A 14,474-nucleotide genomic window follows, 5' to 3' on the forward strand; every position below is an offset into this window, starting at 1 on the left:
GTCTTTTATTTTTAAATATCAGGTGTTTCTGTAGAAGTGCTTATTTTCCTACGGGAGCGTCTTTTTCTCCCGATTTTATCTAATAGTTCATACATAACTGGAACGACTACTAATGTAAGAACAGTTGAGACTGCCAAACCGCCGATGACAACGACGGCTAAACTTTTTGATACCATACTTCCTGCTTGGGATTGGCCAAATAGGAGTGGGAGCATAGCAACGATTGTTGTAATAGCTGTCATAATAATTGGGCGTAGTCTAGTAGAACCTGCTTCAAGTAAGGCTTCTCTAGTTTCCATTCCGTGTTCCCGATTTTGTTGGACTCTTTCTATTAATACAATAGCGTTTGTAACAACAATCCCGATTAACATTAATGCGCCAATCAAGGAATTTACATCAACAGGTGTTCTTGAGATGATTAATCCTAAAATACCACCGACAGCAGCTAACGGTAAGGAGAATAGGATTGCAAAAGGAGCGCGTGCTTGGCCGAAGGTGATAACCATAATTAAATATACAATCCCGATTGCAATCCCCATAATTTTGAATAAATCTGTAAAATTCTCTTGCATAGATTCAGTAGCTCCTGCGATATTTACTTTTGAACCGCTAGGTAAATCTAAGTCGGTTATCGCTTTATTTACTGCTGTGTTTACTTTACTCAAATCTTCATTTGAAGCTTCGGCGGTAATTTGAATTGTTTCTTTTCCGTCTTTATGGAAAATTTCTGTTTGCGTTTGTTTTTCTGAAATAGTTGCGATGTCTTTTAAAGGAATTGGTCCATTAGTAGGTGATAGTATGTTTATATTTAAAATATCTTCTTGTTTACTAATGTTTTCCTTTTTATGTTCTATCATAATAGTAGTTTTTTCATTATTAATTGTAATTTCGCCAATAGGTGACTTCTTCATAAGGAATGCTACTTGTTGCGCAGCTATTTCTGGTGTTAAACCTAGTTGTTCAGCCTTTGTTTGATCAATATGAATTTGCCATTCTTTCTTAGAGTCTTCTAAATTCGTTTTTACTTTAGAAAGATCATCCATGCTTTTTAGTTTTGTTTCGACGATAGTAGCCGCCTCTTTTAAATCCGCTTCGTTAGTAGCTGTTACGTTAAATTGTAAGTTGTTGCCGCCGCCAGAGCTTGAATAACTTGTTTTTATATAATCAAGTTCAGCAGGCTCAAAAGTTTTATTTTCCTTTTTTAACTCTTTAATATATTGATCAATATCAGAACCTTTTTTAAAGACTACAAATATACTAGCAAGGTTATTTTTAGTTGTTTGCCCCCATTGTGCATCTTCTGCGCTAGATCCCATTCGTAAAATAACGTCTGTTACATCTGAATTAGAAAGTAATTTCTTTTCGAAATCAAATGCTTTTTGTTTTTGAGCTTCAGTATTATAATCGGCTGGAAATGTCATGTTAATAGATAACATTGTGTCGTCCTCAGATTTTATGTTTGCTTTCGGTAGTAATATATAGGCTGCAATTGATCCTGCAAATAATAAAAATGCAGTAAGTAGAATAATGAATTTATGAGAAAGAGACCACTTTAACGTAGCGACATATCGTGATGAAGAACTTGGCTTTCGATGCTTTGTTTTTTTGAGTAGTAAAAAAGCCATAAGTGGAACGACTGTGAGTGCAACGATTAAGGATGATAGAATAGAATATACAACTGCTAATACCATAGGTAACATTAATTTTCCGATTGCTCCCGATACGAGGCCGATAGGTAAAAAAACAGCGACCGTTGTTAAAGTAGAAGAAGTAATTGCGACGGCAACTTCTTTCGTTGCATCAAGAATAATATTTTTAGAGAAAGAATCTTTTTGTAAACGGCGGAAAATATTCTCGATGACAACGATACTATCATCGACGAGACGTCCAACCGCAACAGCTAAACCACCAAGGGTTAAAATGTTAAGTGTGATGTTAGATTGATGTAGTAAAAAGAGTGTTAATAAAATAGATAATGGAATACTGACAACAGCGATGAGTGTTGTTCGGAAGTTACGTAAAAAGATTAAGATAATTAGAGTTGCAGCGATTGCTCCAAGTATTACTTCTTTTCCCATGCTAGTAACAGCATTTTCAACTTGTTCATGGGTTGAGGCCAAAAGTTTAATGGAAAACTGATCTTTATATTCCTTATTTATCTCTTTAACTTTTTTATCAATCTCTTTTCCAATTGCAACTGCATTTTTGCTCGGTTCTTTCATGATGATTAATCCAGTGCCTTCTTCGCCGTTTATATGTGAGATTGTATCGTAGTGTTGTTTGATTTCGATTTGAGCAATGTCTTGCAATTTCACTTGGGGTACCACAGTGATGTTTTTAATGTCATTTACATTTTTTATGTCCCCAATGACGCGAAGGTTGTATTCTTCCTGATTAACAGTAATTGCCCCAGCTGGAGTAGAAGTTTCTTTTCCTTGTAAAACAGTGAGTACCTGCTGTGATGTTACGTTTTTGTTTTTTAATTGGTTCGGATCAAGTACGATAGATAATTCAGAGGTGGATTTTCCGAAAAACATAACATTAGCAACACCATCAATGTTTTCGAGTTGTGGTACGATTTCTTTTTCAATTTGTTTTTCATCTGCTTTTGAAAACCCGTTTTGTTTCTGGATAGTAATTTGGGCGAGTGGAATCATAGAAGTGTTTAGTTGACTAACTACGGGCTTGGTTACATCTTTAGGTAATTTAATTGTATTGACGGCTTTTTCGACTTCGCGTGCTGCATCTTTCATGTTTGCTTTTGATGTATACGCAATGTCGATACGTGATAATCCCTCGTATGTAGAAGAAGTAATGGTGTCGACGTGTTCTAAATTGCGAAATTGTTTTTCGAGAGGATCAGTTATATCCTTTGTCATCGTTTCAGCGTCGAGTCCTTGAGATAAGGTTGTGACGGTAATTGCTGGATTGTCGATACTTGGTAAAAATTCCATAGGTAATTTAGAGCCGGAATAAACACCGAGTATGGAAATGAGAAAAATCATGATGATAATGGCAGCTCGGTTTTTTAATGAAAACTTTGTTAACCTATCCATAAAATAATTCCTCCATTGGTTTATTTATAGTTGAGTACATCCTTTCTTACTATATAACAAAAAATGGATATTTTTCATTAATTAAATGTAAAAAAATTCTAACAATATTCTTAAGTTTATATTTGCATTGGAATTGTTTAATGTGGATGGGATTTTTTCTTACGGCTAAGTTATATCGTTATTCTATAGAAGGATAATTATTATAAACTTTAATATAGAAGAGAATGAAAACCTGGGAAGGTATTGTGAAATGCAATTTGGTTGAATGAAGTGTAGTAGTATACAATCAGAATAACTATTTTTAGTAGGAAGGATAATAATTCTTTCTATAGAAGAAAGTAGGATAGATAATTTTTTTTTTGTTTTTTATAAAAAACACTTGTTATTTAAAAATCATGATGGTATATTAATAAACGTCGCTGATGCGGAAACGCAGAAAACGACAAAAAAGAAATTTAAAAACTTAGTTGACATCGAAAAATGAAGATGTTAATATGATGAAGTCGCTTCTGAAGCGGCGGACAAGTTCTTTGAAAACTGAACGAAACAAACAACGTGAAACGTCAATTTTTATTTTTAGATGCTAGACAAACTAACTTTATTGGAGAGTTTGATCCTGGCTCAGGATGAACGCTGGCGGCGTGCCTAATACATGCAAGTCGAGCGAATGGATTGAGAGCTTGCTCTCAAGAAGTTAGCGGCGGACGGGTGAGTAACACGTGGGTAACCTGCCCATAAGACTGGGATAACTCCGGGAAACCGGGGCTAATACCGGATAACATTTTGAACCGCATGGTTCGAAATTGAAAGGTGGCTTTGGCTGTCACTTATGGATGGACCCGCGTCGCATTAGCTAGTTGGTGAGGTAACGGCTCACCAAGGCAACGATGCGTAGCCGACCTGAGAGGGTGATCGGCCACACTGGGACTGAGACACGGCCCAGACTCCTACGGGAGGCAGCAGTAGGGAATCTTCCGCAATGGACGAAAGTCTGACGGAGCAACGCCGCGTGAGTGATGAAGGCTTTCGGGTCGTAAAACTCTGTTGTTAGGGAAGAACAAGTGCTAGTTGAATAAGCTGGCACCTTGACGGTACCTAACCAGAAAGCCACGGCTAACTACGTGCCAGCAGCCGCGGTAATACGTAGGTGGCAAGCGTTATCCGGAATTATTGGGCGTAAAGCGCGCGCAGGTGGTTTCTTAAGTCTGATGTGAAAGCCCACGGCTCAACCGTGGAGGGTCATTGGAAACTGGGAGACTTGAGTGCAGAAGAGGAAAGTGGAATTCCATGTGTAGCGGTGAAATGCGTAGAGATATGGAGGAACACCAGTGGCGAAGGCGACTTTCTGGTCTGTAACTGACACTGAGGCGCGAAAGCGTGGGGAGCAAACAGGATTAGATACCCTGGTAGTCCACGCCGTAAACGATGAGTGCTAAGTGTTAGAGGGTTTCCGCCCTTTAGTGCTGAAGTTAACGCATTAAGCACTCCGCCTGGGGAGTACGGCCGCAAGGCTGAAACTCAAAGGAATTGACGGGGGCCCGCACAAGCGGTGGAGCATGTGGTTTAATTCGAAGCAACGCGAAGAACCTTACCAGGTCTTGACATCCTCTGAAAACCCTAGAGATAGGGCTTCTCCTTCGGGAGCAGAGTGACAGGTGGTGCATGGTTGTCGTCAGCTCGTGTCGTGAGATGTTGGGTTAAGTCCCGCAACGAGCGCAACCCTTGATCTTAGTTGCCATCATTAAGTTGGGCACTCTAAGGTGACTGCCGGTGACAAACCGGAGGAAGGTGGGGATGACGTCAAATCATCATGCCCCTTATGACCTGGGCTACACACGTGCTACAATGGACGGTACAAAGAGCTGCAAGACCGCGAGGTGGAGCTAATCTCATAAAACCGTTCTCAGTTCGGATTGTAGGCTGCAACTCGCCTACATGAAGCTGGAATCGCTAGTAATCGCGGATCAGCATGCCGCGGTGAATACGTTCCCGGGCCTTGTACACACCGCCCGTCACACCACGAGAGTTTGTAACACCCGAAGTCGGTGGGGTAACCTTTTTGGAGCCAGCCGCCTAAGGTGGGACAGATGATTGGGGTGAAGTCGTAACAAGGTAGCCGTATCGGAAGGTGCGGCTGGATCACCTCCTTTCTATGGAGAATTGATGAACGCTGTTCATCAATATAAGTTTCCGTGTTTCGTTTTGTTCAGTTTTGAGAGAACTATCTCTCATATATAAATGTATGTTCTTTGAAAACTAGATAACAGTGTAGCTCATATTTTTTAATTTTTAGTTTGGTTAAGTTAGAAAGGGCGCACGGTGGATGCCTTGACACTAGGAGTCGATGAAGGACGGGACTAACGCCGATATGCTTCGGGGAGCTGTAAGTAAGCTTTGATCCGAAGATTTCCGAATGGGGAAACCCACTATACGTAATGGTATGGTATCCTTACCTGAATACATAGGGTATGGAAGACAGACCCAGGGAACTGAAACATCTAAGTACCTGGAGGAAGAGAAAGCAAATGCGATTTCCTGAGTAGCGGCGAGCGAAACGGAACATAGCCCAAACCAAGAGGCTTGCCTCTTGGGGTTGTAGGACATTCTATACGGAGTTACAAAGGAACGAGGTAGACGAAGCGACCTGGAAAGGTCCGTCGTAGAGGGTAACAACCCCGTAGTCGAAACTTCGTTCTCTCTTGAATGTATCCTGAGTACGGCGGAACACGTGAAATTCCGTCGGAATCTGGGAGGACCATCTCCCAAGGCTAAATACTCCCTAGTGATCGATAGTGAACCAGTACCGTGAGGGAAAGGTGAAAAGCACCCCGGAAGGGGAGTGAAAGAGATCCTGAAACCGTGTGCCTACAAATAGTCAGAGCCCGTTAATGGGTGATGGCGTGCCTTTTGTAGAATGAACCGGCGAGTTACGATCCCGTGCAAGGTTAAGCTGAAGAGGCGGAGCCGCAGCGAAAGCGAGTCTGAATAGGGCGTTTAGTACGTGGTCGTAGACCCGAAACCAGGTGATCTACCCATGTCCAGGGTGAAGTTCAGGTAACACTGAATGGAGGCCCGAACCCACGCACGTTGAAAAGTGCGGGGATGAGGTGTGGGTAGCGGAGAAATTCCAATCGAACCTGGAGATAGCTGGTTCTCCCCGAAATAGCTTTAGGGCTAGCCTTAAGTGTAAGAGTCTTGGAGGTAGAGCACTGATTGAACTAGGGGTCCTCATCGGATTACCGAATTCAGTCAAACTCCGAATGCCAATGACTTATCCTTAGGAGTCAGACTGCGAGTGATAAGATCCGTAGTCAAGAGGGAAACAGCCCAGATCGCCAGCTAAGGTCCCAAAGTGTGTATTAAGTGGAAAAGGATGTGGAGTTGCTTAGACAACTAGGATGTTGGCTTAGAAGCAGCCACCATTTAAAGAGTGCGTAATAGCTCACTAGTCGAGTGACTCTGCGCCGAAAATGTACCGGGGCTAAATACACCACCGAAGCTGCGAATTGATACCAATGGTATCAGTGGTAGGGGAGCGTTCTAAGTGCAGTGAAGTCAGACCGGAAGGACTGGTGGAGCGCTTAGAAGTGAGAATGCCGGTATGAGTAGCGAAAGACGGGTGAGAATCCCGTCCACCGAATGCCTAAGGTTTCCTGAGGAAGGCTCGTCCGCTCAGGGTTAGTCAGGACCTAAGCCGAGGCCGACAGGCGTAGGCGATGGACAACAGGTTGATATTCCTGTACCACCTCTTTATCGTTTGAGCAATGGAGGGACGCAGAAGGATAGAAGAAGCGTGCGATTGGTTGTGCACGTCCAAGCAGTTAGGCTGATAAGTAGGCAAATCCGCTTATCGTGAAGGCTGAGCTGTGATGGGGAAGCTCCTTATGGAGCGAAGTCTTTGATTCCCCGCTGCCAAGAAAAGCTTCTAGCGAGATAAAAGGTGCCTGTACCGCAAACCGACACAGGTAGGCGAGGAGAGAATCCTAAGGTGTGCGAGAGAACTCTGGTTAAGGAACTCGGCAAAATGACCCCGTAACTTCGGGAGAAGGGGTGCTTTCTTAACGGAAAGCCGCAGTGAATAGGCCCAAGCGACTGTTTAGCAAAAACACAGCTCTCTGCGAAGCCGTAAGGCGAAGTATAGGGGGTGACACCTGCCCGGTGCTGGAAGGTTAAGGAGAGGGGTTAGCGTAAGCGAAGCTCTGAACTGAAGCCCCAGTAAACGGCGGCCGTAACTATAACGGTCCTAAGGTAGCGAAATTCCTTGTCGGGTAAGTTCCGACCCGCACGAAAGGTGTAACGATTTGGGCACTGTCTCAACCAGAGACTCGGTGAAATTATAGTACCTGTGAAGATGCAGGTTACCCGCGACAGGACGGAAAGACCCCGTGGAGCTTTACTGTAGCCTGATATTGAATTTTGGTACAGTTTGTACAGGATAGGCGGGAGCCATTGAAACCGGAGCGCTAGCTTCGGTGGAGGCGCTGGTGGGATACCGCCCTGACTGTATTGAAATTCTAACCTACGGGTCTTATCGACCCGGGAGACAGTGTCAGGTGGGCAGTTTGACTGGGGCGGTCGCCTCCTAAAGTGTAACGGAGGCGCCCAAAGGTTCCCTCAGAATGGTTGGAAATCATTCGTAGAGTGCAAAGGCATAAGGGAGCTTGACTGCGAGACCTACAAGTCGAGCAGGGACGAAAGTCGGGCTTAGTGATCCGGTGGTTCCGCATGGAAGGGCCATCGCTCAACGGATAAAAGCTACCCCGGGGATAACAGGCTTATCTCCCCCAAGAGTCCACATCGACGGGGAGGTTTGGCACCTCGATGTCGGCTCATCGCATCCTGGGGCTGTAGTCGGTCCCAAGGGTTGGGCTGTTCGCCCATTAAAGCGGTACGCGAGCTGGGTTCAGAACGTCGTGAGACAGTTCGGTCCCTATCCGTCGTGGGCGTAGGAAATTTGAGAGGAGCTGTCCTTAGTACGAGAGGACCGGGATGGACGCACCGCTGGTGTACCAGTTGTTCTGCCAAGGGCATAGCTGGGTAGCTATGTGCGGAAGGGATAAGTGCTGAAAGCATCTAAGCATGAAGCCCCCCTCAAGATGAGATTTCCCATAGCGTAAGCTAGTAAGATCCCTGAAAGATGATCAGGTTGATAGGTTCGAGGTGGAAGCATGGTGACATGTGGAGCTGACGAATACTAATAGATCGAGGACTTAACCATATAATATGAAGCAATGTTATCTAGTTTTGAAAGAATATAAAAAACTTGTTGACTTTTAAAAGTAAATGAGTTAAAATGATTCTTGTCTTAAATGAATACAGTCTGGTAATGATGGCAGAGAGGTCACACCCGTTCCCATACCGAACACGGAAGTTAAGCTCTCTAGCGCCGATGGTAGTTGGGACCTTGTCCCTGTGAGAGTAGGACGTTGCCAGGCAAAATGGAGGATTAGCTCAGCTGGGAGAGCACCTGCCTTACAAGCAGGGGGTCGGCGGTTCGATCCCGTCATCCTCCACCATATATGTCGGAGGGGTAGCGAAGTGGCTAAACGCGGCGGACTGTAAATCCGCTCCTTCGGGTTCGGCAGTTCGAATCTGCCCCCCTCCACCATTCTTAATTAATGGGCTATAGCCAAGCGGTAAGGCAACGGACTTTGACTCCGTCATGCGCTGGTTCGAATCCAGCTAGCCCAGCCATTAAGAGCCATTAGCTCAGTTGGTAGAGCATCTGACTTTTAATCAGAGGGTCGAAGGTTCGAATCCTTCATGGCTCACCATTTTTAATAAAACATGCGGGTGTGGCGGAATTGGCAGACGCACTAGACTTAGGATCTAGCGCCTTTGGCGTGGGGGTTCGACTCCCTTCACCCGCACTTTTAATAAAATAACTCATACATGTCTTGCGGAAGTAGTTCAGTGGTAGAATACAACCTTGCCAAGGTTGGGGTCGCGGGTTCGAATCCCGTCTTCCGCTCCAATTTTCAATATGACATGCCGGGGTGGCGGAACAGGCAGACGCACAGGACTTAAAATCCTGCGGTGGGTGACCACCGTGCGGGTTCGACCCCCGCCCTCGGCACCATATGCGCCCGTAGCTCAATTGGATAGAGCGTTTGACTACGGATCAAGAGGTTAGGGGTTCGACTCCTCTCGGGCGCGCTTTTATTAACGGGAAGTGGCTCAGCTTGGTAGAGCACCTGGTTTGGGACCAGGGGGTCGCAGGTTCAAATCCTGTCTTCCCGATATTCCAAAAAACATGGGGCCTTAGCTCAGCTGGGAGAGCGCCTGCCTTGCACGCAGGAGGTCAGCGGTTCGATCCCGCTAGGCTCCACTTTATTTAATATATGTCTCGGAGGTATACCCAAGTTCGGCTGAAGGGATCGGTCTTGAAAACCGACAGGCGGTGAGAATCGCGCGGGGGTTCGAATCCCTCTACCTCCTCCATTTTTAAAAATGGTTTAGACATATAATAATAAAATATTTATTTTTTCCTTCATGGAGGTATACCCAAGTTCGGCTGAAGGGATCGGTCTTGAAAACCGACAGGCGGCGAGAGTCGCGCGGGGGTTCGAATCCCTCTACCTCCTCCATTTTTTAATTTAATATTGTCGCGGGGTGGAGCAGCACGGTAGCTCGTCGGGCTCATAACCCGAAGGTCGCAGGTTCAAATCCTGTCCCCGCAACCAAATGGTCCCGTGGTGTAGTGGTTAACATGCCTGCCTGTCACGCAGGAGATCGCCGGTTCGACCCCGGTCGGGACCGCCATTTATGTTGGCTCGGTAGCTCAGTCGGTAGAGCAGAGGACTGAAAATCCTCGTGTCGGCGGTTCGATTCCGTCCCGAGCCACCATTTTTTTTATGCCGGCTTAGCTCAATTGGTAGAGCAACTGACTTGTAATCAGTAGGTTGGGGGTTCAAGTCCTCTAGCCGGCATCATTTAGGGGCATAGTTTAAAGGTAGAACTGAGGTCTCCAAAACCTCCAGTGTGGGTTCGATTCCTACTGCCCCTGTAAAGTATATGGGCCTATAGCTCAGCTGGTTAGAGCACACGCCTGATAAGCGTGAGGTCGATGGTTCGAGTCCATTTAGGCCCACCATATATTATTCCGCAGTAGCTCAGTGGTAGAGCTATCGGCTGTTAACCGATCGGTCGTAGGTTCGAGTCCTACCTGCGGAGCCATGGCCCGTTGGTCAAGTGGTTAAGACACCGCCCTTTCACGGCGGTAACACGGGTTCGAATCCCGTACGGGTCATACAAAAAAGAGTCAGCATTATGCTGGCTCTTTTTTATTTTGTTGATCCTTTTTATCATTTTACTTTCCAGAAATAAATAAAGGAATTTTGGAAAAGCTATGGTATGTATAAAAAGGAGGAAATAAATAATGACACGAGTTAGAGACTTAATGAGTACCCATATTGTACATTGTACACCGCTAGACAATGTATATGAGGCAGCTGTAAAAATGAAGGAAGAATCGGTTGGGTTAATTCCTGTTGTTGAAAATGAGCAGGTTGTTGGGCTTGTTACTGATCGAGATTTAGTTGTTCGAGGGATTGCTGAAAAACATCCTGGATCTAATAAAATTACAAATGTAATGACAACAAATATTATCTCAGTTTCTCCAAATGATTCTATTGAAAAAGCTACAGAGCTAATGGCACAGTATCAAATTAGACGGTTACCAGTAGTTGATAGTGGTCAGCTTATTGGCATGTTAGCACTAGGAGATTTAGCTATAAGGGAATCGGCAGATGATCAAGCTGGATTTGCCTTGAGCGAAATCTCAGAGCGTACAGAGTAAATTGAAACTTTAATTAACCGAGATTTTAATGGTCACTCATAAAGAGCTAAATTATATATAAAGTTCAGATGCATTATTCTAGTATATATGGATTAAACTAATATGTTAGCGTGATGTATCTGAGACATTATATAATAAGGATATGGTTAATAATTTCCACAGTTTTTTTAAATTTGTTATTCTTCATTTTTAATAAGAGAAAAGATGATATACTGATAGATATAAGTATTATGAGAGATTTCGAATATAACAATATTAATTTTTAGTGGTACGATAATAAATTAATATTTCCTACATAGATGAAAAGGGAAGGGGAATTATATGAAGGCTGTACAGGGCGATCCAAATTGGAATTTGGTTACAGATACATATATAGAACCAAATAATTTTGCTGAATTATTTTCTTTGCTTGTACCTTGTCACCCAAAAGGTGAGGGGAAAGAACGAACTATATTAGTATGGAAAGAGAAAGAATTTTATAAAGAAGAAAATTTAGCGGCATTTATCGTATATGGCATGAATAAAGTAAAGAATTTACCGCAGTTTCATAAAGATGAAATTCCAACTTTAGTGCGTATTCTTCGCTTATGCCAAGAGATTGGTTGGTATGAAGAGGCAAATACTTTTATGATAGCACAAGGATTAGCTGAGTTTGTTCATACTTCATTGGAATATGAAACATGGGATCTTTTGACGCAATCAGTTGCTTTAAACTATTTAATTATTAAATATCGTATAGGTGAATTGACAGATAGGGATATTGAAATTTGGGATAGAGTTAAATTTAATGAGAAATGTATAACCGATTGTAAACATTTATTATCTCATAAAGAAGTATTGGAATTTACATTCTTTTATATGTGTAAGAGAGCGAAATCATTATCAAAAGAGCAATTAAATAGTGATATGATGAGTTTAGCAATGTATTGTAATACTTTCGTATATGATTTATATACACATGATTTATTACGGAAATATCGTAAGTGTACAGATTTCCTATCATATTATGGACCTAGTCAGGCAGTTTTAGCATGTCAAAGAGCTGTATTATCTCAAATTTCCGATCGCTTAGACCCATTAAAGACAACACATGTAGATGATTATTTATATGTAATGAAAGAAATGATGGAGCATATGACGATAGGAGTAATGGATCGATACGGTCATTTTATTGGAAAGCTACTATCTTATGTGCCATTTTTCGAGATGATACAAGTTCCACAGCATGCATATTATTGTGAAGAATTACTGTATATTTGTAAGGGCATTAAATATAAAGAAGAAACACTACGCAATTATATATTTATACAATTACATGATTGTTTACCATCATTCTTTAGGCTATTTCTTAAAAATAAGCGTTACGCAACGATTCATGATATTCTTTTCTATTGGTGCGATGACGAACAACGAATGAGCTTAGAGAAAAAATATAATCTGAGCTTTATTTATGAAAAATATGCTTGTGGATAAACAATATTTTCGATATGAAAAATTAATATAAATTAAAAAGGATCTCCAGTTTATGTGAGATCCTTTTTTGTTAGTAAAACAAGGAGAAAGTGATTAAAACAAGAAACAACATTCCATATAGGAGAAGTTGTGCAGTATAACTTCCTTGTATACCAAAAAAAGTATTGGCTTTCTTATACAAAAGCAATATGTATTTTATTGGAGTATCTTTGAAAGATTGGTACACAGTGTCTCCTCTTTCTAAGCTTCTTGTTCTTGTTTTTGTTTTTGGTTATAAGGGACATTAATATATCTAGCTACAAATAATAAAACAGCCATAAAGAATACTGGAAATACAGTAGATAAATAAAAGCCATTACTAATTATATTTGTTATGAGAGCACTCAAAAGAAATATAGCGTTATAAATATGGGCAATTTTTTGTTTTAGTTGCACTTGAAATGATTCCATCATAATTTCTAATGCAACAAAAGCAATAATAATAGATAAAAATACAATGTTTGTATTGTAAATGATTAAACAACAGATTAAACCTAAAAAGGCTGCGTATTCAATTATAAGAGGTATATTGCGCGGCATACAATTTACCTAACTAAATATGGCAGTGGATTTACTGCATTTGTTTTTTCAAAATTCCATTCTCCATTATGTAATTCAAAATGAAGATGTTGCCCGTATGAATGACCTGTGTTGCCCATATGACCTACTAATTGTCCAGCTTGTACTTGATCACCAGTTTGTACAGTGCGATCCTTCATATGAGCATAAACAGTTGTATATAATTTCCCATTGATTTGATGCGCAATGAACACAACATTGCCATAGCTAGCTGAATAATAAGATTTCACAACTTTACCTGCAGCAGCAGCTTGGATAGAGACGTTCCCTGGAGCAGCAATATCTATACCATAATGCATTTGTTCCCAGCGTATATCAAAGGTTGAGCTAATTCTTCCTTGAGCAGGGAATTTGAAAGCAGCTGGAATAGATGAAGGCTGATCTGTTTTAGTCTGTGGTTGATTTTGTACTACATAGTGTTTTGCTACATATCCGTATCCTGTGCCAAAACGAATTTTATACCAAGTTCCTACAGTTTCTACTACTTGTACTTGTGTACCGTTTTGTAATGAACCGAGTAGAGCGCTACTTGTACTAGTGTTGCTACGTACATTCAGATTAGGTGTTGCAACAGTATATTTTGTATTATTTTGAACGGTGATTCCTTTTACTAAGGGTTGTGAACCATTAGAGATGAATGCTTTTTGTACGTAACCCGTTTGGCCATTATGTGATATTTTATACCATTCGCCTTGATCTTCTTGAACGGTAATAAACTTGCCATTTGGTAATACATCTAAAATGGAAGATTCTAAATTAGGTTCAGAGCGAACGTTTAATGCATTAGCATTGACGATGTATTGATCATTAGATTGAAGTTTGTTTTTTAGTAAAATAGCATCTTTTTGTACATAACCTACTTTATTATGAACAGATACTTTATACCAACCATTAGTTGTTTCAAGGATGTTCACTTTTGTATTAAAGCGAATTGTATCAATTGATGTGCTCTTTACGTTATCTTCTGTATGTAATGCTACTTGATCGACTTTGACATACCCAGTTTTAACATTAGATAATTGTTCAGCGTTTGCTTTTTGTACATTTGTTTCACCCATAGAAGGAAGTAAAGAAGCAATCGCTACAGTAGTTGCTGTTAAAGCAGTAGCTTTCATATTCATGGAATAGAGACCTCCTCTAGTTGTATAGTTGTAATTTTATTATAGTATAAAGATATAATATAGTGGGTGTATTCACATAAATGTAATATGAAATCAATATAAAAATAAATTTTTTGAGGATAATGATTCCTTTTTAAACAATTAATTGGAGTTTTATTTTCTAAAATAGAATGTATGTATTGTATAACTTTAATTTTTTGTTGATAATTAAGAAAATTAAAATAGTTGATGATGTCTTATTAGGGTGTTATACTGACAGTGATAATTTTATAGTTTGCTAGGAGAGCTGGTGTTGCCAGCTGAGAGTAGGCCGTAAGCCTTTGATCCTTTTTATTACCTGATCTAGATTATGCTAGCGTAGGGAAGCAATTCGGACACTAACAATGAGTCCCCGTTTCTTTGCGTATA

At 41.4% G+C, this 14,474-nt stretch carries 5 protein-coding genes, 20 tRNA genes, 3 rRNA genes and 1 riboswitch; of the genes, 25 read left to right on the plus strand and 3 right to left on the minus strand.

Annotated features, from left to right (window positions below; translation table 11 throughout):
* Nucleotides 1-11: 11 nt before the first annotated feature.
* The gene (locus QCI81_RS18005) at nucleotides 12-3,056 is read right to left on the minus strand and encodes an efflux RND transporter permease subunit (protein ID WP_071732204.1); all 3,045 of its coding nucleotides are present in this window, start codon (nucleotides 3,054-3,056) and stop codon (nucleotides 12-14) included.
* A 598-nt stretch (nucleotides 3,057-3,654) separates the two neighbouring features.
* Between QCI81_RS18005 and QCI81_RS18010 the strand changes: the two genes are divergently transcribed.
* From QCI81_RS18010 to QCI81_RS18130, 25 genes are all read left to right on the plus strand, one after another.
* A 16S ribosomal RNA gene (locus QCI81_RS18010) occupies nucleotides 3,655-5,206 on the plus strand.
* Nucleotides 5,207-5,352: 146 nt separating this feature from the next.
* A 23S ribosomal RNA gene (locus QCI81_RS18015) occupies nucleotides 5,353-8,274 on the plus strand.
* A gap of 101 nt (nucleotides 8,275-8,375) precedes the next feature.
* Nucleotides 8,376-8,491 (plus strand): 5S ribosomal RNA (gene rrf / locus QCI81_RS18020).
* Together the 16S, 23S and 5S rRNA genes with 20 tRNA genes alongside form the textbook arrangement of a ribosomal RNA operon.
* Before the next feature lie 5 nt (nucleotides 8,492-8,496).
* Nucleotides 8,497-8,572, plus strand: a tRNA-Val gene (locus QCI81_RS18025).
* An 8-nt stretch (nucleotides 8,573-8,580) separates the two neighbouring features.
* Nucleotides 8,581-8,664: transfer RNA gene (locus QCI81_RS18030), tRNA-Tyr, on the plus strand.
* Nucleotides 8,665-8,675: 11 nt separating this feature from the next.
* Nucleotides 8,676-8,750: transfer RNA gene (locus QCI81_RS18035), tRNA-Gln, on the plus strand.
* A 4-nt stretch (nucleotides 8,751-8,754) separates the two neighbouring features.
* A tRNA-Lys gene (locus QCI81_RS18040) sits at nucleotides 8,755-8,830 on the plus strand.
* Between the two features lie 15 nt (nucleotides 8,831-8,845).
* Nucleotides 8,846-8,926, plus strand: a tRNA-Leu gene (locus QCI81_RS18045).
* Between the two features lie 29 nt (nucleotides 8,927-8,955).
* Nucleotides 8,956-9,030: transfer RNA gene (locus QCI81_RS18050), tRNA-Gly, on the plus strand.
* A gap of 16 nt (nucleotides 9,031-9,046) precedes the next feature.
* A tRNA-Leu gene (locus QCI81_RS18055) sits at nucleotides 9,047-9,135 on the plus strand.
* 3 nt (nucleotides 9,136-9,138) lie between these two features.
* Nucleotides 9,139-9,212: transfer RNA gene (locus tag QCI81_RS18060), tRNA-Arg, on the plus strand.
* A 10-nt stretch (nucleotides 9,213-9,222) separates the two neighbouring features.
* A tRNA-Pro gene (locus QCI81_RS18065) sits at nucleotides 9,223-9,296 on the plus strand.
* A 15-nt stretch (nucleotides 9,297-9,311) separates the two neighbouring features.
* Nucleotides 9,312-9,384 (plus strand) — tRNA-Ala (locus QCI81_RS18070).
* A 20-nt stretch (nucleotides 9,385-9,404) separates the two neighbouring features.
* Nucleotides 9,405-9,497, plus strand: a tRNA-Ser gene (locus tag QCI81_RS18075).
* A gap of 53 nt (nucleotides 9,498-9,550) precedes the next feature.
* Nucleotides 9,551-9,643 (plus strand) — tRNA-Ser (locus QCI81_RS18080).
* A gap of 19 nt (nucleotides 9,644-9,662) precedes the next feature.
* Nucleotides 9,663-9,739, plus strand: a tRNA-Met gene (locus tag QCI81_RS18085).
* Between the two features lie 3 nt (nucleotides 9,740-9,742).
* Nucleotides 9,743-9,818: transfer RNA gene (locus QCI81_RS18090), tRNA-Asp, on the plus strand.
* 8 nt (nucleotides 9,819-9,826) lie between these two features.
* Nucleotides 9,827-9,902: transfer RNA gene (locus tag QCI81_RS18095), tRNA-Phe, on the plus strand.
* A gap of 10 nt (nucleotides 9,903-9,912) precedes the next feature.
* A tRNA-Thr gene (locus QCI81_RS18100) sits at nucleotides 9,913-9,985 on the plus strand.
* 6 nt (nucleotides 9,986-9,991) lie between these two features.
* Nucleotides 9,992-10,062: transfer RNA gene (locus QCI81_RS18105), tRNA-Trp, on the plus strand.
* Between the two features lie 10 nt (nucleotides 10,063-10,072).
* A tRNA-Ile gene (locus QCI81_RS18110) sits at nucleotides 10,073-10,149 on the plus strand.
* Between the two features lie 8 nt (nucleotides 10,150-10,157).
* Nucleotides 10,158-10,232, plus strand: a tRNA-Asn gene (locus tag QCI81_RS18115).
* Between the two features lies 1 nt (nucleotide 10,233).
* A tRNA-Glu gene (locus QCI81_RS18120) sits at nucleotides 10,234-10,305 on the plus strand.
* Nucleotides 10,306-10,434: 129 nt separating this feature from the next.
* Nucleotides 10,435-10,854: a CBS domain-containing protein gene (locus tag QCI81_RS18125; RefSeq protein WP_000199012.1), complete on the plus strand. Its 420-nt coding sequence runs from the start codon at nucleotides 10,435-10,437 to the stop codon at nucleotides 10,852-10,854.
* Between the two features lie 321 nt (nucleotides 10,855-11,175).
* Nucleotides 11,176-12,327: a DUF3965 domain-containing protein gene (locus QCI81_RS18130; RefSeq protein ID WP_071731147.1), complete on the plus strand. Its 1,152-nt coding sequence runs from the start codon at nucleotides 11,176-11,178 to the stop codon at nucleotides 12,325-12,327.
* Between the two features lie 240 nt (nucleotides 12,328-12,567).
* Here QCI81_RS18130 and QCI81_RS18135 read toward each other — a convergent pair whose 3' ends face one another.
* Nucleotides 12,568-12,906 carry a hypothetical protein gene (locus QCI81_RS18135; RefSeq protein ID WP_001137818.1) on the minus strand — a complete coding sequence of 113 codons (339 nt, stop codon included), beginning with the start codon at nucleotides 12,904-12,906 and terminating at the stop codon, nucleotides 12,568-12,570.
* Between the two features lie 5 nt (nucleotides 12,907-12,911).
* On the minus strand, nucleotides 12,912-14,066 hold the full coding sequence (locus QCI81_RS18140) for an SH3 domain-containing protein (RefSeq protein ID WP_001056046.1): 1,155 nt from the start codon (nucleotides 14,064-14,066) through the stop codon (nucleotides 12,912-12,914).
* Between the two features lie 269 nt (nucleotides 14,067-14,335).
* A riboswitch (TPP riboswitch) is annotated at nucleotides 14,336-14,447 on the plus strand.
* The last annotated feature ends 27 nt before the right edge of the window (nucleotides 14,448-14,474 follow it).

Origin of the sequence: Bacillus cereus group sp. MG20, assembly GCF_040459885.1 — a bacterium.
Lineage (GTDB): Bacteria > Bacillota > Bacilli > Bacillales > Bacillaceae_G > Bacillus_A > Bacillus_A cereus.